The 19,274-nt window shown below is 74.7% G+C and carries 17 protein-coding genes; 8 read left to right on the forward strand and 9 right to left on the reverse strand.

Annotated elements, in window-relative coordinates; genetic code table 11:
* Positions 1-174: 174 nt before the first annotated feature.
* Complete coding sequence (locus ACIQI7_RS38130) at positions 175-549, forward strand: VOC family protein (RefSeq protein WP_401119243.1); 375 nt, start codon at positions 175-177, stop codon at positions 547-549.
* A 216-nt stretch (positions 550-765) separates the two neighbouring features.
* Here ACIQI7_RS38130 and ACIQI7_RS38135 read toward each other — a convergent pair whose 3' ends face one another.
* From ACIQI7_RS38135 to ACIQI7_RS38160, 6 genes are all read right to left on the reverse strand, one after another.
* Positions 766-1,476 (reverse strand): class I SAM-dependent methyltransferase, encoded by a 711-nt coding sequence (locus ACIQI7_RS38135; protein ID WP_387752690.1) that lies wholly within the window; start codon positions 1,474-1,476, stop codon positions 766-768.
* A gap of 278 nt (positions 1,477-1,754) precedes the next feature.
* On the reverse strand, positions 1,755-2,276 hold the full coding sequence (locus ACIQI7_RS38140) for an ion channel (RefSeq protein ID WP_401119247.1): 522 nt from the start codon (positions 2,274-2,276) through the stop codon (positions 1,755-1,757).
* A 395-nt stretch (positions 2,277-2,671) separates the two neighbouring features.
* Positions 2,672-4,027 carry a hypothetical protein gene (locus ACIQI7_RS38145; RefSeq protein WP_401119250.1) on the reverse strand — a complete coding sequence of 452 codons (1,356 nt, stop codon included), beginning with the start codon at positions 4,025-4,027 and terminating at the stop codon, positions 2,672-2,674.
* Positions 4,028-4,207: 180 nt separating this feature from the next.
* A complete protein-coding gene (tatA, locus tag ACIQI7_RS38150) occupies positions 4,208-4,495 on the reverse strand; it encodes a Sec-independent protein translocase subunit TatA (protein ID WP_401119253.1) in 288 nt (95 codons plus the stop codon).
* A 297-nt stretch (positions 4,496-4,792) separates the two neighbouring features.
* Entirely contained in the window at positions 4,793-5,428 is a 636-nt protein-coding gene (locus ACIQI7_RS38155; protein WP_401119256.1) for a class I SAM-dependent methyltransferase, read from the reverse strand.
* Between the two features lie 204 nt (positions 5,429-5,632).
* The gene (locus ACIQI7_RS38160) at positions 5,633-7,189 is read right to left on the reverse strand and encodes an MFS transporter (RefSeq protein ID WP_401119258.1); all 1,557 of its coding nucleotides are present in this window, start codon (positions 7,187-7,189) and stop codon (positions 5,633-5,635) included.
* 123 nt (positions 7,190-7,312) lie between these two features.
* On the opposite strand from ACIQI7_RS38160, the gene ACIQI7_RS38165 reads away from it, so the two are divergent.
* Positions 7,313-7,918 carry a TetR/AcrR family transcriptional regulator gene (locus ACIQI7_RS38165; RefSeq protein ID WP_387752700.1) on the forward strand — a complete coding sequence of 202 codons (606 nt, stop codon included), beginning with the start codon at positions 7,313-7,315 and terminating at the stop codon, positions 7,916-7,918.
* On the opposite strand, the gene ACIQI7_RS38170 is transcribed toward ACIQI7_RS38165, so the two are convergent.
* Positions 7,908-8,225, reverse strand: a complete 318-nt coding sequence (locus ACIQI7_RS38170; RefSeq protein ID WP_387752703.1) for a cupin — start codon at positions 8,223-8,225, stop codon at positions 7,908-7,910. The two genes, ACIQI7_RS38165 and ACIQI7_RS38170, sit on opposite strands and share 11 nt — an antisense overlap.
* A 211-nt stretch (positions 8,226-8,436) precedes the next feature.
* Between ACIQI7_RS38170 and ACIQI7_RS38175 the strand changes: the two genes are divergently transcribed.
* A complete protein-coding gene (locus ACIQI7_RS38175; protein WP_387752706.1) occupies positions 8,437-8,703 on the forward strand; it encodes a hypothetical protein in 267 nt (88 codons plus the stop codon).
* 104 nt (positions 8,704-8,807) lie between these two features.
* On the opposite strand, the gene ACIQI7_RS38180 is transcribed toward ACIQI7_RS38175, so the two are convergent.
* Entirely contained in the window at positions 8,808-9,965 is a 1,158-nt protein-coding gene (locus ACIQI7_RS38180; protein WP_401119264.1) for an acyl-CoA dehydrogenase family protein, read from the reverse strand.
* A gap of 277 nt (positions 9,966-10,242) precedes the next feature.
* Between ACIQI7_RS38180 and ACIQI7_RS38185 the strand changes: the two genes are divergently transcribed.
* Complete coding sequence (locus ACIQI7_RS38185) at positions 10,243-11,406, forward strand: TetR family transcriptional regulator (RefSeq protein WP_401119267.1); 1,164 nt, start codon at positions 10,243-10,245, stop codon at positions 11,404-11,406.
* On the opposite strand, the gene ACIQI7_RS38190 is transcribed toward ACIQI7_RS38185, so the two are convergent.
* Positions 11,403-11,729 (reverse strand): hypothetical protein, encoded by a 327-nt coding sequence (locus tag ACIQI7_RS38190; RefSeq protein WP_401119270.1) that lies wholly within the window; start codon positions 11,727-11,729, stop codon positions 11,403-11,405. The genes ACIQI7_RS38185 and ACIQI7_RS38190 overlap by 4 nt on opposite strands.
* 274 nt (positions 11,730-12,003) lie before the next feature.
* On the opposite strand from ACIQI7_RS38190, the gene ACIQI7_RS38195 reads away from it, so the two are divergent.
* The 4 genes from ACIQI7_RS38195 (at position 12,004) to ACIQI7_RS38210 (ending at position 19,258) form a co-directional block, all read left to right on the forward strand.
* The gene (locus ACIQI7_RS38195) at positions 12,004-13,938 is read left to right on the forward strand and encodes an ATP-binding protein (protein ID WP_401119273.1); all 1,935 of its coding nucleotides are present in this window, start codon (positions 12,004-12,006) and stop codon (positions 13,936-13,938) included.
* A 61-nt stretch (positions 13,939-13,999) separates the two neighbouring features.
* Positions 14,000-16,369, forward strand: coding sequence for a hypothetical protein (locus tag ACIQI7_RS38200; RefSeq protein ID WP_401119276.1), 2,370 nt, complete (start codon positions 14,000-14,002; stop codon positions 16,367-16,369).
* A 261-nt stretch (positions 16,370-16,630) separates the two neighbouring features.
* Complete coding sequence (locus tag ACIQI7_RS38205; RefSeq protein ID WP_401119279.1) at positions 16,631-17,284, forward strand: DedA family protein; 654 nt, start codon at positions 16,631-16,633, stop codon at positions 17,282-17,284.
* A gap of 207 nt (positions 17,285-17,491) precedes the next feature.
* Positions 17,492-19,258 (forward strand): threonine/serine exporter ThrE family protein, encoded by a 1,767-nt coding sequence (locus tag ACIQI7_RS38210; protein ID WP_401119282.1) that lies wholly within the window; start codon positions 17,492-17,494, stop codon positions 19,256-19,258.
* The last annotated feature ends 16 nt before the right edge of the window (positions 19,259-19,274 follow it).

The following is a 19,274-nucleotide window of genomic DNA, read 5'->3' on the forward strand; positions in this document are numbered from 1 at the left end:
TCGACGCCATCCAGGACCTCATACGGGCCTGGACCGGCGAATGCCCCACCTGCCACCGCGAGTTACCCACCACACACCGACCAGGGCGCACCGGACCAAGCCGGACCTAACGAAGTACTACTAGGGGGGGCGTTCCGGGTCCGTGCGCGCCCCTCGAAGGCCACAATGGCGTCCATGCTGACGATCGGTTCCCTCGTCCTCGGTGTCTCCGACATGCGCCGCGCCGTCGCCTTCTGGACGGCCGCCCTCGACTGCGTCCCGCGCGGCGGCCTGGTCGAGGACGACTGGACGGTGCTCGTTCCCGCCGCGGGCCGCGGCGGTGTGCAACTCGCCCTGGGGCTCAGCGAGTCGCCCGTCCAGGAGCACCCGCGCGTCCACCTCGACCTCTATGCGGGGGACGCCGCCGACCAGGCCGCCGAGGTCGAGCGCCTGCTCGCCCTCGGTGCGGAGCGGGTCGACTGGGACCGCTACCCCGAGGATCCGGACTTCGTGGTCCTCACCGACACCGAGGGGAACCGCTTCTGCGTCATCGACACCAGCCGCTCCTGAACGCACAGTGCTGTCCACAGCCTGTGGACAGCACTGTGGGGTGACCCCGCTGTTCGGACACCGGGACGCGGGAGCTGGCTGGGGGGCGGAGCGGTGCGGGCGCACGCCGAACGGCCCCTCGCGAGGCGAGGGGCCGTTGGGGCACGACGGAGCGCGACGGAGCGCGATGCGGCGCGAGGCGGAATGCGGCAGGGCGGCGTCCCGCGGCGGCGCCTGCTACTTGGCGGCCGTGAGGGGCTTGCGGGCCCGGGTCAGCAGGGAGACGCCGGGCAGCTTCTTGACCGGCAGGTAGCGCTCGGCGGCGATCACCGTGCTGAGCGCCTTGTTGACGAGGGGCGGCACGTCGTCCAGGTCGCTGCCGGTGCTCTTCTTCCGGCGCCAGGCGGCGGCCGGGCGCAGCAGCACGTTCCAGCTGTCCAGGGTCTCCATGGTGAAGCCGCTGTCGACGACCACCTCGCGCAGGGTGCTGCGGGTGTAGCGGCGGACGTGGCCGACCGCGACGTCGTGCGCCGACCAGAGCTTCATGTCGCTCGGCACCGCGATGAGGGCGACCCCGCCCGGGCGCAGCACCCGGTGGATCTCGGCCATCGCCGCGTCGTCCTCCTCGATGTGCTCCAGCACGTCGAAGGCGACCACCAGGTCGACCGCGCCGTCGGCGACGGGGAGCTTGCGGGCGTCGGCCCGCATCACGGCGAGTCCGCGGTCGCGGGCCACCTCGGCGCCCTCCGCCCCGTACTCGACCGCGATCGGCTTCCAGCCGTGCGCCCGCAGGACCCGGGTGTTGCCCCCGCCCGCGGCGCCGATGTCCAGGGCGGTGCCCGCCTTGCTGAACTTCGCGAGTTCCCGCGCCAGCAGGATCCGCCGCTCCTTGTACCACCAGTGCCGGTCCTCGAGCTCGGCGAGCTTGCGCACCTCGTGGCCTTCCACGGATCCTCCCGGACTTCTTGGTCTCCCTGGCCGCCCGCGGAACGCATCGTCCGATCGACCGAGCACATGAGAATTTCGTGAGGCCACTCTACGGGTACCGTGTCGCCGAGGATCAATACGGCCCGGGTGGCCGTACCGCGGTGCGGGCCGGGTGCCGGCGGCCGGCCCGGAGCCCTCGGCCGTGCGCCGGGCTGCCCACCAACTCGCTGTCGAACAAGGCCCTTTGGCGGCAGGCTGGCGAAAGCTGTGGCCGAGCTGCTCCGGCCGGGTGGTGGTGCTCAGTCCTGCCCGCGGATCCTCCGCTCGACGTTGCCGCGGATCGCCCGGGACGCCGTCCCGGCGGCCGCCGCGAGGAACACGAAGTTGTACCCGATCTGGAGCGTTACCACGAGCCGCGCCGTCTGCCCCTCCGGGGTGATGTCCCCGTACCCCACCGTCGCCATCGTCACGACCGTGAAGTACAGCGCGTCCAGCCGGGTCTCCAGCCCGGCGAACTCCACCCTGTGCGCGCCCAGCACGTAGTACGTGCCCGCGAAGACGGTCAGCGCCAGGATGATCAGGAAGACCAGCCAGACCACCGGCCGCCTGGCGGTGCCCCGCAGCACTCCGACGATCTTGACCAGCATCAGCCAGCTCATCCCGACCAGCGCCCCCGCGAACACCAGCCAGCTCACCAGCGGCCGGCGCTCGCCCAGCCACTCCAGCGGCAGCGTGAAGTACCCGGCCATCAGCAGCGCGGACGCGCCGATCAGCCAGAACCAGGCCCTCAGGTCGGCCGGCGGCAGCGGTTTCCCGGACATCCCGCCCAGCCTGCCCGCCGCTGCCGCCGCCCGCCCGTCGGACTGCTCCGCTCAGGCCGACCCGCGCTGGACGTCCGGCACCGCCGGCCGTACCTGGTTCGGGCTCCCGGTCCTGGTCACCAGGTCGTCCGCGAGGTGCCGCGGCACCTCGCCCTCCCGCACGGTGCGGTGCGCGGGCGACGCCCGCCGCTCCGCCCCCGCCCAGCCCTCCGCCGCCCGCACCACCACCCGCCGCCCGCGCCACTATCCGCCGCAGCATCGCCGGGCGGTACGGGCTCCCGCCGGCCGCCGCCCGTCGGAGCCGTCAGTGCGGGCCGGGGCAGCCGCGCGCCCCTCCACGTCGTTCCCCACCCCCTGTCGACCCCAGGAGGAGCGGCGCCCCGGGTGATCGTCCCTCAGGCCGAGACCCGGACTCCTCCTTCAGGCCGCTCGGCCCGCCCCGGTTCGTCCAGCAGCTCCAGCACCGCCAGTACGGCGACCAGCCCGAGCGCCAGGCAGAGCGTCACCAGCACCGTCGGACGGCTCCACAGCACGAAGGCCAGCGCCGCGAGCGCGACCGCCAGCCAGCCCAGCGGGGCCTTCCAGCGGTGGACGAACCGGCCGACCGGCCCGAGCCGCAGCCCGGCCCGTCCGGCCACCCGCCGCACCGCTCCCAGCCCGGCGCGCCAGCCGCTCCGGACGGTGCGCGCCCACCGCCCGCCGCCGATCACCCAGGCGCCGAGCGCGACCAGCGGGCCGAGCGTGACCACCACCCGGACGGCCGAGCGCAGGTACCGCACCAGGGCGTCGTACACCGCCTGGGCGGCGGCCTGGTCGACGTCGGCCGGGAGCCGGTCCAGGTAGACGGCCCGGAACACGCTGAGCCCGACGCCCAGCAGCAGCGCCCCGCCCGCCATGCCGAGGGCCGTCGCCGCCACCGCCCGGCGGCGCCGCGTCGCGAGCAGCGCCCCGCCGAGGGCGCAGGCACCGGCCAGCACCGGCACCCAGAGGCCGGCCAGGTCCAGGACCCGCAGGACGGTGCGGACCTCGGGCAGGGCGTCGGACCGCACCAGCGGGTAGGAGGTGTGGACCTCCGGGATCCGCGAGGCCAGCGGGAGCCCCTGGTCCACCAGTGCGGACTTCACCCGGGCGATCACCGGGGCGAGGTCGAGCAGCACGGTGTCGTCGCGCACCTCGACGGCGCCGCCGCCCCGCCCGGTCACCAGCTTCTCGACGGCGGCGTGCGCGTCCCGGTTGACGTCGGTCCAGAGCGCGACGAAGGCGTCGCTGTCCACGATCCGTTCGACCTGGGTGTGGACGAAGCCGCCGAGCCCGCTGTCCAGGGCCTGGCCGATGCCGCCGAGCAGGGCGCCGAGCTTGGGCTTGTCGTCCGGGGCGAGGCCGTCGAGCAGCGAATCGAGCGGGAGCTTCTTCATGACCTCGGCGGTCACCCGGTCGGTGACGGCGGTCTTGATCCTGGGGTCCCTGGCCAGCGGGGCCATCGTCGCGAGGTAGCGGTCGGTGTCGCTGATCTCGGACCTCGCCCAGAGCGCGAGGGCGCTGAGCGGGGTGAGCACGCAGGCCAGCGCGATCAGCAGGGCGGCGGCGAAGGAGCGCACCCGGTGCCGGGGCGGGCGCCGGCCCGGCCCGGTGGCCAACTGCTCGGCGAGCCGCGCCTCCTGGGCCTCGATGGCGCTCAGCCGGGCCCGCAGCTCGGCCAGTTCGTCGCCGGATCCGTCGCCGGACTCGTCGCCGGGCCGGTCGGTCGGCATGCCGGGACTCCGTTCCTCCGGTGGGTGCGTACCAGGAGACAACGGATCAGATCGGACGGCCAGTCGGCGGAGCGGCTGACGGCGCGATTGACGGAACGGCCGACGGAGCGGTCCCGACGGGCGCCGGAACGCGGGAGAGCCCCCGGTGGTTCACCAGGGGCTCTCCGGAGAAGAGGGGACTCAGGCGGTCGTCTCGGGCCGCTTGGTCTCGGTGGCCTTGGTCACGTTGGTCGGCGTGACGGCCGGGCGGTCGGCGCTCTGCTGCGGAGCGGCGGTGCTCTGCGCGGTGCCCGCGGCGGCGTCCGCCGGAGTGTCGTCCTCGCGCATGGCCTTCGTCTCGGCCTTCAGGATGCGCATGGACTTGCCCAGACCACGGGCCATCTCGGGCAGCTTCTTCGATCCGAACAGCAGGATGACGACCGCCAGCACCACGAGAATGTGCCAGGGCTCAAGACCGTTACGCAGCATCCCTGGCCACCGGTCCCTTCTTGTCTCTAGGGTCATGGCGGGCGTTAGCGCCCGTGCTGGCCAGTATGCCTGGCCCTTACGGCGATCGGATACACCAGCCGGGAAACGCTGGCCAAAAACCAGGTGCCGTTCGGGCGGATCGCGAGCACCGCGTCGTCCGGTCGGCCGAATCCGGGTGCCGAAGCTCACATCCGCCGATCATGGTCGGTGCGCTCGGTGGACGAACGGCGCTTGGTGGACGAACGGCGCTTGGTGGACGAACGGCGTTCGGTGGACGAACGACGCGCGCCCCGACGCTCAGCGGGGCCGGCGCGCCAGCAGGTAGCCGCGGCGGGTGGCGGCCTCCTCGGGCAGGCTCTCCCGTTCCAGCCTGGCCTCGACGGTGAACCCGGCCCCGGTGAGGTGGGCGGCGACGGTGTCGGCCTCCAGGAAGTGGAAGTCCACGTCGACCGGGTGGCCCCACCACTCCTCCATCCGCCGCACCTCGGAACCCAGGTGGAAGGAGACCAGCAGCACCCCGCCGGGCCGCAGCACCCGGCGCATCTCGGCGAAGGCGGGGGTCAGCTCCGCCGGCTCCAGGTGGATCACCGAGTACAGCGCCACGGCGGCGGCGAACTCCCCGTCGGCGGCGGGCAGCGCCAGCAGGTCCCCGGCGCGGAAGACGGCCCCCGGCCGTTCGCGCCGGGCCAGCTCGACCATCCGGGGCGAGAGGTCGATCCCGACGACCCGCGCGCCCTGCTCGGCCAGCCACCCGGCCACGTGCCCGGGGCCGCACCCCAGGTCCGCCACCGGCCCGCCGGCCGCCTCCTCGACGACCACCCGGAGCAGCGCCCGGTCGACCGGCTTGTGCGCCAGCTCGCCCCCGATCCGCCCCAGGTACTCCTCGGCCACCGTGTCGTAACTCCCGCGCACCCGCCCATGGTCAGCACCCATGCCGCCACCCTGGCACGCCGGACCGCCCCGGTGCCCGCCGTTCCGGGCCCGCACACCGCATGTGCGCCAGGCCCACCCACTCCCGCCGCGCGGCCGACCACTCCACGGCCCCGCCGCGCTGCCGCCCGGCCCGGGACGGCGGAGAGCCCCCGCCCGGGGTGGGTGGGGGCTCTCGATGACTCGCGTGGATCGGGCCGGGACGGATCAGGCGGCGACGGCCTCCGGGGCCGGTGCGGGCGCGGGGGCGGCGGCCGGGAGGTGGCGCATCAGGCGGTAGACCAGGGCCGCGGCGCCCAGGGTGGCGACCAGGCCGACCACGGCCGCGACGTGCAGGCCGTCGGTGAAGGCGGTGCGGGCGGTCTCCAGCAGGTCGGTGCCGAGCCGGCCGGGCAGGTGGGCGGCGACGGTGACCGCGCCGCCGAGGGTGTCCTGGGCGGCCGTGGCGGCCTCGCCGTCGAGCCCGGCCGGCAGGGCGCCGTCCAGCCGGTGGCGGTAGACCGCGGCGCCGGCCGCGCCGAGCAGGGCGATGCCGAGCGAGCTGCCGAGCTCGACGGCCGTCTCGGAGGTGGCGGAGGCGGCGCCGGCCTGCTCGACGGGGGCGGCGGAGACGACCATCTCGGCGGTCATCGTCATGGTGCCGACCGTCCCGGCGGCCAGCACGCCGGCCGCGATGAGGACGAGTGGCAGCGGGGAGTGGGCGCCGACCCGGGTCATCATCGCGAAGCCCACCGAGCCGACCAGGAATCCGCCGCCCATCAGCACCGCCGGGCGGACCTTCCCGGCCAGCGCCGAGCTGATCCCGACCGCCGCGCCGACGCCCACGCTCGGCACCAGCGACCAGAGCGAGGCGGTCAGCGGGCTCATGCCCTTGACCAGCTGGAGGTACTGCGAGGTGAAGAGGGTGAAGCCCATCATCGCGAACATCGCGACGGTGTTGACGCTGATCGCGCCGCTGAAGGTGCGGATCCGGAACAGGCTCAGGTCGATCAGCGGGTTCGCGGCGGTGCGCTGGCGCCGCACGAAGGCGCCGGCCAACAGCAGTCCGGCGGCCACGGCGAGTGCGGGCAGCGGGCTCCAGCCCTCGACGGAGACCGTCTTGACGCCGTAGACCAGCGGCAGGATCGCGGCCAGCGAGAGCGCGGCGCCGAGCAGGTCGAAGCGGCCGGTGCGGGCGGCGGAGCGGTACTCGGGGAGCAGGACGGGCGCGGTCAGCAGCACCAGGGCCATCACCGGGACGGCGAGCAGGAAGGCCGAGCCCCACCAGTAGTGCTCCAGCAGCAGGCCGCCGGCGACCGGGCCGAGGGTGGCCCCGGCGGTGAGGATGCCGCCCCAGGCGCCGAGCGCGACCTGCCGCTGCTTGGGGTCGTGGAACATGGTGCGGATCAGCGCGAGGGTCGAGGGCATCACGGTGGCCCCGGCGGCGCCGAGGGCGGCCCGGGCCGCGATCAGCTGCCCGGCGTCGTGCGACCAGGCGGCCAGCAGCGAGGCGCCCGCGAACCCGGCGGCGCCGATCATCAGCAGTCGGCGGCGGCCGATCCGGTCGCCCAGCGCGCCCATCGTGATGAGCAGTCCGGCCAGGACGAACGAGTACATGTCCATGATCCACAACTGCTGGGTGCCGCTCGGCGCCAGCGTGGTGGAGATGAAGGGGACGGCGAAGAAGAGCACGCCCATGTCCATGGTGAGGACGAGGGTCGGGAGCAGGAGGACGGCCAGGCCGATCCATTCGCGACGGCCTGCGCGGCCGGTGATTGCGGTCATGGGGAAGACCGTACGGATGAGTCAGACGCTTGTCTAGTACGTACGTGTAAATCGGTCGTGCAAGACAACCGAGTCAGACGACCGTGCGAGACATTCGTCCAGAACTTCCGTAGGATCGGGGGCATGGGAAACCGCGAAGACCTGATGGCCGGTGCCAAGACCTGCCTGTACGAGAAGGGCTACGGGCGCACCACCGCCCGTGACATCGCGACCGCCTCCGGGGTGAGCCTGGCCGCGATCGGCTACCACTTCGGCTCGAAGGAGGCGCTGCTCAACGCGGCGATGATCGAGGCGATCGGGGAGATGGGGGACGCCCTGGGCGCGGTGGTGATCGCCGCCAACCAGGTGTCGGACGACCCGGAGGTGCGCTTCGCGGCCGTCTGGGACGGCCTGCGGGACGTCTTCGTCACGCACCGCGGGCTCTGGGCGGCCCAGTTCGAGGCGCTCGCCCAGGCCGGGCACGCCCCCGACCTGGCGCAGGCCTTCGCGGCGGCCCAGAAGGAGGGCCGGCTCGGGCTGGCCGCGCTGTTCCAGGGGCTGCCGGAGGTGCCGGACACCGCGGAGGAGGTCGCCCGCGGGTCCTTCTACCAGACCCTGCTGGCCGGATACTGCGCCCAGTGGCTGGCCGCGCCCGAACTCGCGCCCAGCGGGCAGGAGTTCCTGCGCGGACTGCGGCTGGTCTGCGACAGCGTCCTCAACCCCGTGGAGGCCGCGCCCGCTACGCGGTGACGGCGGTCAGCAGCACCACCGAGTCGACGTGCGCCAGCAGCCCGTGCCGCTCCTGCGGGACGGGCTCCAGGCGGCCGGCCGCCAGTTCCAGCCGCCGGCCGGCGATGGTCAGCGAGACCCGGCCGCGCAGCACCTGGACGCTGCCCGCGGTGGGCGGGTTGTGCTCGTCCAGCGCGGTGCCCGCGGTCAGCGCGATCACGGTCTGCCGCAGGATCCCGTCGTGCAGGACGAGATGGGCGCTGCGCCCGTGCGGGCTCTCGGCCGCCAGGGCGGCGTGCTCCACGGCGAGCTGTTCGAGATCGGGCATCGCGCCTCCTCCTCGCTCCGCGGGCGCTCCGTGTGCCCAGGGTCGCGGACGCCCGGGCGCCCCGCACCCGGAGGCGCCGGAGCCGTCCGGCGCGTGCGGGGCCCCGGGGTGAGGGCGCCGGCGCGGGCGGGGAGCGGCGCGACGTGGACCGGGCCGTCCGATCCGAGCAGCCCGAGGTGCAGGCCCCGCCGACTGCCCGCATCGTGGAGGCATGGCGACCAACCAGAGAATCTTCAGCGGGTTCCAGGTCAACCGCTCGCTGCTGGCCGGCGGCGCGGTGCTCACCGCGATCGGCACGGCGCTCAGTGCGGCCGGCGCGACGATGGTCTGCGTGGCGCTGGTCACCGCGGGCCGCGGCTGGCTGCGCGGCCTGGAGACCCCGCCGACCGCCCTCGCCCAACGGGCCCTGCACGAGGCGCGGGTGGCGTCCACGGCCGGCTGGGAGGCCTGGCGCACCGAGCACGGCTCGCCCAACTAGGCGGGCCCGACTAGCGGGCCCGGCACGGCCGGGTCCGACCGGGCGGCCCCGGCGGGGCGGGCCCGAGGGCTCGCCCCGCCGTCTCCCCGGCGACCCGAACGGGCCTACAGCCCGAGCGACTTGGCGATGATGCTGCGCATGACCTCGCTGGTGCCGCCGTAGATCCGGAACACCCGGTTGTCGGTGTAGAGCCGGGCGATCGGGTACTCCAGGATGTAGCCGTAACCACCGTGCAGCTGCAGGCACTTGTCGATCACGGTGGAGGCCGACTCGGTGCAGAACAGCTTCGTCGCGGCGGCGTCCGCGACGGTCAGCTCGCCGCCCTGGTACAGCTCCAGCGCCCGGTCCACCATCGACTGCTGCGCCACCACCTGGGCCTCGCAGTCGGCCAGGGTGAACTTGGTGTTCTGGAACTCGGCCACCGCCTTGCCGAACACCTTGCGGTCCTTGACGTACTGCACCGCGAACCGCACCGCCGCCGCGGCCGCCGCGTACGCGCCGACGGCGATCGCCAGCCGCTCCTGCACCAGGTTGTGGGTCAGGTAGGAGAAGGCCCGGCCCTCCTCGCCGAGCAGGTTCTCCACCGGCACCCGGACGTCGCTGAACGCCAGCTCGGCGGTGTCCGAGGTGCGCAGGCCGATCTTCTGGAGCTTGCGGCCGACGGTGTAGCCCTCGGAGGTGGTGTCCACGCAGAGGATGGACAGCCCGGCCCGGCGGTTGTCCGGGTCGTAGGGGGCGGTGCGGCAGACCACCAGGACCAGGTCGGCCAGCACGCCGCCGGTGATGAAGGTCTTGGCGCCGTTCAGGACGTAGTGGGTGCCGTCCTCGGAGAGCCGCGCGGTGGTGGTGATGCCCGCGAGGTCGGAGCCGGCGCCCGGCTCGGTCATCGCGATCGCGGTCATGATGTCGCCGGAGACGAAGCCGGGCAGCCAGCGCCGCTTCTGCTCCTCGTTCGCGTACTCCAGCAGGTACGGCAGCACCAGGCCGGTGTGCACGCCGGAGGACCCGAAGCTCACGCCCGCGCGGGCGGTCTCCTCGGCGATCACCGCCTGGTACTTGAACCCGCTCTCGCCCGCGCCGCCGTACTCCTCCGGCACCTCGATGCCGTAGACGCCGAGCGCGCCGAGCTGCCGGTAGAAGTCGCGCGGCGGGTGGCCGTCGGCCTCCCAGCTCTCGTAGACCGGGACGACCTCGTTGGCGATGAAGTCCCGGATGGTCTCCCGGAAGGCCTCGTGGTCCTCGTTGAACACGGTGCGGCGCACGGCGGCGCTCCCTTCGACGGCACCGGCCGGGGGCTGCCGGCCGGGGCGGAACATGCCTGGTGATGGCCCCACAAGTTAATCCGGGGTAGCTTCGGCTGTCCAGAGTCGGCCAGGGGCCGGAACGCCGTGCGGAGTACGGCGGGCGAGGGTGCGAAGTGAATCCTTGCTAGCCTTCCGTCGACGCCGGCCCAGGCCGTCCCGGCGTCGCTCCGGTGCCGGCCCGGTACCGGAGCCCGCTACCGGCCACGCACCCGGCCGAAGGGGAGGGAGGCTCGTCATGGTGGTCCGACGGCCGCCCGGGCGGCGTGCCCAGATCCTGGCCGTGGCCGCCGACCGCTTCCACCGAAGCGGCTACCACCAGGTCTCGATGACCGAGGTCGCCGCCGGCGTCGGCATCACCGCACCCGCGCTCTACCGGCACTTCCGGGGCAAGCCCGAACTGCTCGACCGCGCCGTCCGGTTGGGCCTGGACGCGCTCGCCGAAGGCCTGCGTCCGGCCCGCACCACCGCCGACCTCGGTGCCGCGCTGGCCGCCGTCGCGGTCGGCCACCGCCCGCTCGGCACCCTGGTGCAGCGCGACGCCCGGCTGCTGCCGCCGGCCCGGCGGGCGGCGCTGCGCCGCGAACTGCGCGCCGACGTCGCCCTGATGGTCGCGGTGCTGCGCGCGGAACGGCCGGAACTCGCGGCCCGGGACGCCGAGTTGCTGTGCTGGTCGGCGCTGTCGGCCTGCGCCGGGCTCTCCTACCAGTCGGCGGCGCCGCAGCCCCGACGGGCCGAGGCGCTGCTGCGCGAGCTGGTCGCGGCCGTCCTCGCGGTCTCCCTGGACGGTACGGCCGCGGGGCCGGTCGTCGTGCCGGAGCCGGGGGCCAGGCCGCGGGCGCGCCGGGAGGAGCTGCTCGCGGCGGCCGTGCGGCTGTTCCACCAGCGCGGTTTCGACAACGTCAGCACCGACCAGCTCGGCGCCGCCGTCGGCATCTCCGGCCCCAGCGTGTACCGGCACTTCGACAGCAAGGCCGAGCTGCTCGCCGCCTCGCTGGTGCGCAGCCGGGAGCGGCTCTGGCACGAGGTGGACGGCGCGATCGCGGCCGCCGCCGGGCCCGGGGCGGCGCTCGGGGCCGGGCTGGGCGCGTACGTCGGCTTCGCGCTGCGCAACGGGGACTACCTGGGCGCCATGCTCAGCGAGACGGAGCGGCTGGCCCCGCCCGACCGCCGGGCCGCGGTGGACTTCCGGCGGGACTTCCTGCGCACCTGGGTCGGGCTGCTGCGGCAGGTGCACCCGGACTGCGACCCGGCGGCCGCCCGGATCCGGGTGCACGCGCTGTTCGCGCTGGTCAACGACGGGGTGCGGAACCGCCCGCACAGTGCCCGGCCGGACCTGGGGGACTGCCTGCTGCGGCTCGGCCGGGCGGTGCTGGGGATCCCCGGGGACGGGCCCGACTAGCGGACGCGCGGGCGGGGGGCCTGGGCGTCGGCGTCGCCGTTGCCGTTGCCCTGGAGGGCGCCGACGTTCCCGCTGTTGCCCGTCACCGCGACGGCGTTGTGCTGGTTGCCCGCACCCGAACCGGTGGCCGTCTGCTGGGTGCCGACCACGTTGCCGTGGACGTCGCCGATGATGTTGCCGGAGCCGGCGTTGTTCACCGTGCTGCCGTTGGAGCGGTCGATCGCACCGGCGCCGTCGTCGGCGTGCGCGGTGGCGGCACCGAGACCGGCGAGGAGGAACGCCCCGAGGGCGGTGACGGCGGCGGCTGCGCGGATACGGGACACGCTGGTCTCCTGAACTGGACGGCGAATGGTGGCGTCGTCCGGAGTGGCCGCTCCGGGGCGCCAAGGCCTGACGTCGCGGCTTCAGCATTCACCAGTGAGGTGGACGAACTCCACCGGACGGATGGCAATTCCCCCGATGGTGGAGGGCTGGTCAATGAGGAGCTGACCGTATTCCGTCGTTCCCGTCGTTCCCGTCGTTCCCCGTCATTCGCCGGGGCGAGGTCCGGAAGAAAGAAATGGTCGCCGGATAGTCGCACTGGCACACTGGGGCCCCATGTCTGACGGTGCCCCGCCCGAGCCCACCCCCGCCGAGGAACTGCGCACGACCGAGGTCGATCTCGGCGGCCTGGTGAACGTCCTCGCCACCCACCTCTACTCCACCCCGCTGGTCGCCCTGCGCGAACTCGTCCAGAACGCGCACGACTCGCACACCCGCCGGCTCCTGGAGGACCCGGACGGCGACCACGACCCGCTGATCCGGGTGCGCGCCGACGCCGCCCGGCGGACCGTCGCCATCGAGGACACCGGTGCCGGCCTCACCGAGCCCGAGATCCACTCCTACCTGGCCACCGTCGGCACCGGCTACACCCGGATGCTGCGCGAGCTGACCGGCAACCAGGAGCTGATCGGCGCCTTCGGCCTGGGCTTCCTCTCCGCCTTCTCGGTCGCCGACGAGGTCACCGTCACCACCACCTCGCACCGCGAACCGCGGCTCGGCCACCGCTACCGCAGCCGCGGCGGCGAGCAGTACCGGGTCGAGCCGGTGCCCGCCCGGCCCCGCCCGGGCACGGTGGTCGAGCTGGCGCTCAAGGCCGAGCACGGCCACCTCGCCGACGAGGACGTCCTGCGCGACGTGCTCGGCCGCTACTGCGTACTGCTGCCGATCCCGGTCTACGTCGGCGAGGACGACCAGCCGGTCAACTCCGTCGAGGTGCCCTGGCGGCAGCCCGTGGAGGGGGACCAGTACGCCGCCCGGATGCGCTTCGCCACCGCCTTCGGCCGCCGCTTCGAGCCGCTCACCGCCTTCCCGGTGCTGCCCGTCGAGGCGAAGGCCGAGGGGGAGGGGGCCGGCGGGGGCGGCACCGACGCGGTCGGCCTGCTCTGGGTCCAGGACGGCGGCACCTACGGCAGCAGCGACAACCGCGACCTCGCCGTCTACCTGCGCGGCATGCTGCTCGCCGAGGACGCCCGCGACCTGCTGCCGCGCTGGGCCGGGTTCATCGGCGGCGTGGTCGAGTCCAACCGGCTCACCCCCACCGCCAGCCGCGAGGACCTCCAGCGCGACGAGCACTACCACGCGCTCCGGCAGGCCCTCACCGACGCCATCGTGGACGGCCTGTACGAGACCGCCCGGCTGCGGCCCGCCGCCTGGCGCCGCATCCTCACCCGGCACGGCAACGACCTGCTCGGCGCCGCGCTCTGCGACGAGCGGCTGTTCACCCTGCTCGCCGACGACGTCCCGGTGCCCACCTCGCAGGGCGACCTCACGGCCGGCGCGCTGCGCGCGGCCGGCGGGGGCGCGGTGCACGTCGCGCTCGGCAGCGGCGGCGGCTTCGAGGAGATGCTGTACCGGGCGATGCGGGTGCCGATCGCCCGCGGCGACCGCTACGCCGTCCTGCCGTTCCTGCGCCGCTACGCCCAGCTGCGCGGCTGCCGGGTGGTCGAGCTGGGCAGCGAGCAGGGCGACCGCGAGCTGTTCCGCGATCCGGAGCGCCCGCTGCCGGAGCACGAGTCGGCCTGGCTGGCCGGCGCCCTCGCCGACCCGGGCGAGCAGCTCGTCCCGGCCCGCTTCGACCCGCCCGGCCTGCCGCTGGTGCTGGTGCCGGACCGCGAGGCCGAGCTGAAGGCCCGGATCGAGGACGACCAGGCGGACGCCCGGATACCGTCCGCCGCCCTGCGGCTGGCCCGCGCCTTCACCGCCCGCACCGACGGCGGGGTCCGGGCCCGGCTCTACCTCAACCTGGCCAGTCCGGCGGTGCAGGACCTGCTGGCCGCCTACCGGGCCGGGCACACCGGCAGCGCGACCGCGGCCGGGCTGCTCCGCTCGATCAAGGTGATCATGGCCGCAGCCTCGTCCGGCCCGTCCGAGGGCGACCTCACCGCCGCGCTGGCCGGCATCGGCACCGCGGTCTCCGCCCTGACCGCCGCCGTCCCGGCCGGCCTGCCGGAGGTCCCGGACAGCCCCGGCGCACTCTCGGAGGAGCCGTGACCGACGGATTGTCAGTGGGGTGCGGTAGACAACTCATCAGCACGACGCAGGGGGAACGGACATGACCGCCGACATCTGGGCCTGGGTGCGCGACACCCACCGGCAGCTGGCCGAGGCCGGCCACCACCGGCTGGCCGACGCCATCGTCGAGCTGCCCGAGCACGCCACCGCGGGGCGCAACGAGCAGCTGGACGCGCTCTACCCGGAGGCGGTGGCCGCCGCCCGGGCCCTCGGCCTGCCCTGGGTCGAGGTCTACCTGCGGCACTGGCGGATGCAGAACCTCCTGAACAAGCGCCAGCAGGGCGAGGCGGTGCTGCCCGAGGCGGTCGACCTGCTGGACTTCGCGCACCGGGAGGAGACGGCGGGCTGCCCGCAGTCCGTCTGCGTGGTGCAGGACTTCGCCATCTGCCACGCCCGGGTCGACGGGCCGGGGTACGTGGCCGAGCGCCTCGCCGTGGTCGGCGAGACGCTGGAGCGGATCGAGCCCGCCCGGGCCTGCTACGACTGCCTCTCCCGCGAGTACTCCGACGCCCTGGAGGACGACGGCCGGGCGGCCGAGGCGCTGGACTACCTGGACTCCGCGGCCAACCGGATGCGGGCGGCCGGCCAGCAGGTCTCGCTCCGCTTCCACCACGCCCGGGCCGGCACCCTGCACCTGCTGGGCCGGCACGAGGAGGTGCTGGAGCTGCTGGCGACGGCCGAGCGGGCCGAGCAGGCGCAGGGCCGCCGGCTGGACGAGCGCGACCAGCGCTGGGGCGCCCTGCTGCGGGCCCGCGCGCTCGCCTCGCTCGGCCGCACCGAGGAGGCGCTCGCCCTGCTGCCCGAGCGGGCCGAGGCCGACCGGCACGCGGACCTGCGCGGAGCCTGGACGCAGACGGTCGAGCTGCTGGTCGCGGCCGGCGTCCAGGAGAACGACGCCGAGCTGGGCGCCGTCCTGGCCGGCTGGGTCGGGTACCTGGACGGCGTCGGCGCGCACCGCCCGTGCGTGGACCTGCTGCTGGCGGCGGGTCGGCTCGCGCTCGCCCGCGGCGCCCGCACGGTGGCGCTGACCCTCGCCGCGACCGGGGAGCGCAAGCTCACCCGGCTGCGGCGCACCGACGGCGTGTCGGAGCAGGTCGCGGCCCTGCGCGCGGCCGCCGAGGCACTTCCGGAGCCCGAGCTGCCCGTCCCGCCGGGCGAGCTGACGGCGCACCTGGCCGAGCTCCAGGTGCCCTACGAGACCGGCGCCGACCTGCTCTCCGTCGCCCTGGACCGGTACCAGGGCGTGCAGGCCGGCGCCACCGAACTGGCGGTGCTCCTGGCGACGGTGCTGGGCGGCCTCGGCCACGCCCGGGCCGCGGCCGACGTGCTGTGGCGGTACCTGGAGGACGACCCGGAGGACCGCGAGCTGACCGGCGCGCTCGGCGAGATGCTGATCGACGCCCGGGACGCCGAGGGCATCCGCCGCCTCGCCGACCGGGTGGCCGTCTCCGCCCCGGCCGACGGGCACTGGATACGTGCCCGCTGGGCCGCCGCCGAGGGCCGCTGGGCCGAGGCGCTGGAGCAGTGCCGGGCGATCCTGGCGCTGGACGACGAGGTGCTCAACACCCGTCGCCTCGCCGCGCACGCCGCCACCGAGCTGGGCGACCACGCCACTGCGCAGCGGATGTACCAGGAGCTGCTGGAGCGCGCGGCACCGGTCGGCGCCGCCGAGGAGGAGGGCGAGGAGGAGGGCGGCCACCGAACGGTCCAGGAGCCGGACCTGTGGCACCTGATCACCGCCGCCACCGCCAACCGGGACTGGGCCGTGGTCCGCTCCACCGGCGCGCTGCTCGACATCGAGTTCGACGAGCCGGAGGGCCCGGTCGACGAGGAGTGGCAGCTGGTCACCGTCCGCGCCACCCGCACCAACGGCGCGACGTCCGACCTGCCCGCCCTGCGGACCGGTCCGGCCACCGCGCGCATCCTGCCGGTGCTCGGCGACGACCTGACGCTCAACCACGGCGACGTGGTGGTCTTCGCCCCGGCCCTGCTGGAGCGCCCGCCGGCCGAGGACGCCCCGGAGGAGGAGCGGCACCGCTGGCGGCCGGTCTTCGAGCTGCTCACCCTGCTCGACCCGGCCGGGTACACCACGTACTGGATCGACGGCGGCTGGCCCGGCGACGAGGCGTGGTCGGCACTGCGCGAGGAGCTGCGCGACGCCGGGTACGCGGTCTGGGTGTACAGCGGGGACGAGTACCGGATCACCGATCCGGCGGACGGCGGCGACACCCTGCCCGGCGTCTACGCGGCCCTCGGCGTCCCGCCGACCGCCTCGGCCGCCGAGGCCGACGCCCTGCTGCGGCGGCTGACCGACGGCTGGGCGCACCCGCTCGCCTGGCCGGAGCTGGCCAAGGCGGCCGGCGCGGACCTCGCCCGGCACGAGGAGACCGTCGAGCGCTACGGGCTCTGACCGCCCGACGACCGCACGGCCCCGGCGGGCTCCTGGCCCCGTCGGGGCCGTGCGGGCGTACGCGGCCCGGACCGGTCCAGTCCAGGGCCGCCCGCAGCTGGCCCTGAACCCGGCCCCGGCCCGCTCCGGCCCGCACCCGGCCCCGAACCCGGCCCCGGCCCGCCCGCACGTCCGGCCGGGAACCATCCGACCCCGAGCCGAGTCTTTGTCAATGCTTTACTGTTTCATTGCCAAGACTCGACCTCCCGGAGTGCCCGCACCGTGACCAGCCTCGCCCTCGGCCCGTCCTGGCTCGATCCGACCACCCTGATCTCCACCTTCGGCCCGATCGGCATCCTGGCCATCGTCTTCGCCGAGTCCGGTCTGCTGATCGGCTTCTTCCTGCCGGGTGACTCGCTGCTGTTCACCACCGGCCTGCTGGTGGCCGGCGGCACCTACCTGCACCAGCCGCTCTGGCTGATCTGCGTGCTGATCGTGGCCGCCGCGGTGGCCGGGGACCAGGTCGGCTACCTCTTCGGCCGCAAGGTCGGCCCCAGCCTCTTCCGCCGTCCCGACTCCCGGGTCTTCAAGCAGGAGAACGTCGAGAAGGCCGCCGCCTTCTTCGACCGGCACGGCCCCAAGGCGATCGTGCTGGCCCGCTTCGTGCCGATCGTCCGCACCTTCACCCCGATCGTCGCCGGGGTGAGCAGGATGAACTACCGCACCTTCGTGCTGTTCAACGTGATCGGCGGCGTGCTCTGGGGCGGCGGCGTCACCGTGCTCGGCTACTTCCTGGGGCAGATCGCGTTCGTCCGGGACAACATCGAGGCCATCCTGGTCGGCATCGTGCTGGTCTCGGTGATCCCGGTGGCGATCGAGCTGCTGCGGGCCCGCCGTTCCGGCGCGGCCGGCACCGCCCGCCACCGCGCCGGGTAGGCGTCCGCCGCTCCGGCCACGTGACGCCGCGTACATGTGCGTCCGGCTGTTCGATCAGGCAAGGTGTAACCCGAGATCGAGCGGTGGCCGGGCGGCCACCAGGGGCGGCAAGGAGCGGAAGTGCCTAAGCGGGGCCGACCGGGTGCGGGCAAGCGGGCGAGGGGAGGCCGGGCGGTCCGACAGGCGCGGCAGGCACCCCCGAAGCCGGTGCACCCCGCCGACGCCCCGCCCACCGAGGGCCTGCTCGGCCACCCCGCCCCGCCGGTCGAACCCACCGTCGTCGTCCCGCTCGCCCCGCCCGTCCCGGAGACCAAGGGCCTGCTGGCCCCCGAGCCGCAGCCGACGCCCGAGCCGGTGCCCGCGTCGTCGGCCCGGCTCGACACCGGCCGGGCCGACACCGGACGGCTCGACACCGGGCGGCCCGAGGCCGAGCGCCCGGTGCGCCGCCGCTCGGTCGCCGAGGACACCCTCACCCCCGAGGAGTGGCGGGCAGCCGGCTACACCCCGCCCACCGGCATCCCCGTCCCGGACCTGACCGCCGGCGCCCCCGGCGAGGCGCCCTGGCCGGACCGGATGCGCACCCTGCTGCGCACCCCGATGTCCGAGCGGCCCGCCTTCGAGCGCACCGCCCGGGAGATGCACCCCTCCGCGTCCGTCACCCGCAACGTCCCGCGCATCCTCGACCTGACGCTGCGCATCGGCGAGCTGCTGCTGGCCAGCGGCGAGGCCGCCGAGGACGTCGAGGCGGCGATGCTCGGCATCGCCCACGCCTACCGGCTGGACCGCTGCGAGCCGCAGGTCACCTTCACCCTGATCGGCATCTCGTACCAGCCGTCGCTGGTCGAGCCGCCGGTCACCGCCGACCGCGTGGTGCGCCGCCGCACCTCCGACTACACCCGGCTCGACGCGGTGTACGAGCTGGTCGCGGACATCACCGCGGAGAAGGTGACGGTCAACGACGCCTACCGCCGGCTCGCGGTGATCCGCCGCAACCGGCACCCGTACCCGGCCTGGTTCCTCGCCCTGACCACCGGCCTGCTGGCCGGCGCGGCCACCTTCCTGGTCGGCGGGCGGATGGACGACAAGGCCTGGCTGGTGTTCGCGAGCGCCTTCGTCGCGGCCGTCCTCGGCGACCGGCTGGCCTCGGCGCTGGCGCGGCGCCGGCTGCCGGAGTTCTACCAGTTCGTGGCGGCGGCGATGCCGGCCGCCGCGTCCGGCATCGTCCTGTCGCTCAACGACTGGGGCCTGCGCGGGTCGGTCGTGATCACCGGCGGGCTGTTCGCCCTGCTGCCGGGGCGCGCCCTGGTCGCCGCCGTGCAGGACGGTCTGACCGGCTTCTACATCACCGCCGCGGCCCGTCTGCTGGAGGTGGTCTACCTGGTCGCGGGCATCGTGATCGGGGTGATGGTGATCCTCTACCTGGGGGTCGGCTTCGAGGCGAACCTGCGCCCGGACGAGAGCCTGGCGGGCGTCAGCTACCCGCCGGTCCAGATGGTCGCCGCGATGCTGCTGACCCTGGCCTTCGCGACGCTGCTGCAGACCGACCGCCGCACGCTGGCCCTGGTCACCGTCAACAGCGGCATCGGCTGGGCCAGCTACGGCGCGCTGGTGTACAACGCGGGGGTCAACCCGATCGCGGCCACCGGCGTGGCGGCCGGACTGGTCGGCCTGTTCGGCCAGCTGATGGCGCGCTACCGCAACGGCTCGGCGCTGCCGTACGTGACCGCGGCGATCGGCCCGCTGATGCCCGGTTCGGCGCTCTACCTCGGGATGCTCGCCTTCGCCCAGGGGCACTCCAGTGCCGGCCTGGTGTCGGTCTTCCGGGCGGCGGCGATCGCGATGGCGCTGGCCGTCGGGGTGAACCTGGGCGGGGAGATAGCCCGGCTGTTCCTGAAGCTGCCGGTCGGCGCCGAGCGCCCGTCGCTCTACCCGGCGGTGCCGCGCCGGGCGGCCAAGCGCACCCGGGGCTTCTGACCGGACGCCGGCCCGC

The sequence above is a fragment of the Kitasatospora sp. NPDC092039 genome (genome assembly GCF_044756065.1).
Lineage (GTDB): Bacteria > Actinomycetota > Actinomycetes > Streptomycetales > Streptomycetaceae > Kitasatospora.

Coding starts and splice junctions, on each gene's coding strand:
- ACIQI7_RS38130 (WP_401119243.1), top strand. CDS start 175: ATGCTGACGATCGGTTCCCTCGTCCTCGGTGTCTCCGACATGCGCCGC.
- ACIQI7_RS38140 (WP_401119247.1), bottom strand. CDS start 2,276: ATGTCCGGGAAACCGCTGCCGCCGGCCGACCTGAGGGCCTGGTTCTGG.
- ACIQI7_RS38145 (WP_401119250.1), bottom strand. CDS start 4,027: ATGCCGACCGACCGGCCCGGCGACGAGTCCGGCGACGGATCCGGCGAC.
- tatA (WP_401119253.1), bottom strand. CDS start 4,495: ATGCTGCGTAACGGTCTTGAGCCCTGGCACATTCTCGTGGTGCTGGCG.
- ACIQI7_RS38155 (WP_401119256.1), bottom strand. CDS start 5,428: ATGGGTGCTGACCATGGGCGGGTGCGCGGGAGTTACGACACGGTGGCC.
- ACIQI7_RS38160 (WP_401119258.1), bottom strand. CDS start 7,189: ATGACCGCAATCACCGGCCGCGCAGGCCGTCGCGAATGGATCGGCCTG.
- ACIQI7_RS38165 (WP_387752700.1), top strand. CDS start 7,313: ATGGGAAACCGCGAAGACCTGATGGCCGGTGCCAAGACCTGCCTGTAC.
- ACIQI7_RS38170 (WP_387752703.1), bottom strand. CDS start 8,225: ATGCCCGATCTCGAACAGCTCGCCGTGGAGCACGCCGCCCTGGCGGCC.
- ACIQI7_RS38175 (WP_387752706.1), top strand. CDS start 8,437: ATGGCGACCAACCAGAGAATCTTCAGCGGGTTCCAGGTCAACCGCTCG.
- ACIQI7_RS38185 (WP_401119267.1), top strand. CDS start 10,243: ATGGTGGTCCGACGGCCGCCCGGGCGGCGTGCCCAGATCCTGGCCGTG.
- ACIQI7_RS38195 (WP_401119273.1), top strand. CDS start 12,004: ATGTCTGACGGTGCCCCGCCCGAGCCCACCCCCGCCGAGGAACTGCGC.
- ACIQI7_RS38200 (WP_401119276.1), top strand. CDS start 14,000: ATGACCGCCGACATCTGGGCCTGGGTGCGCGACACCCACCGGCAGCTG.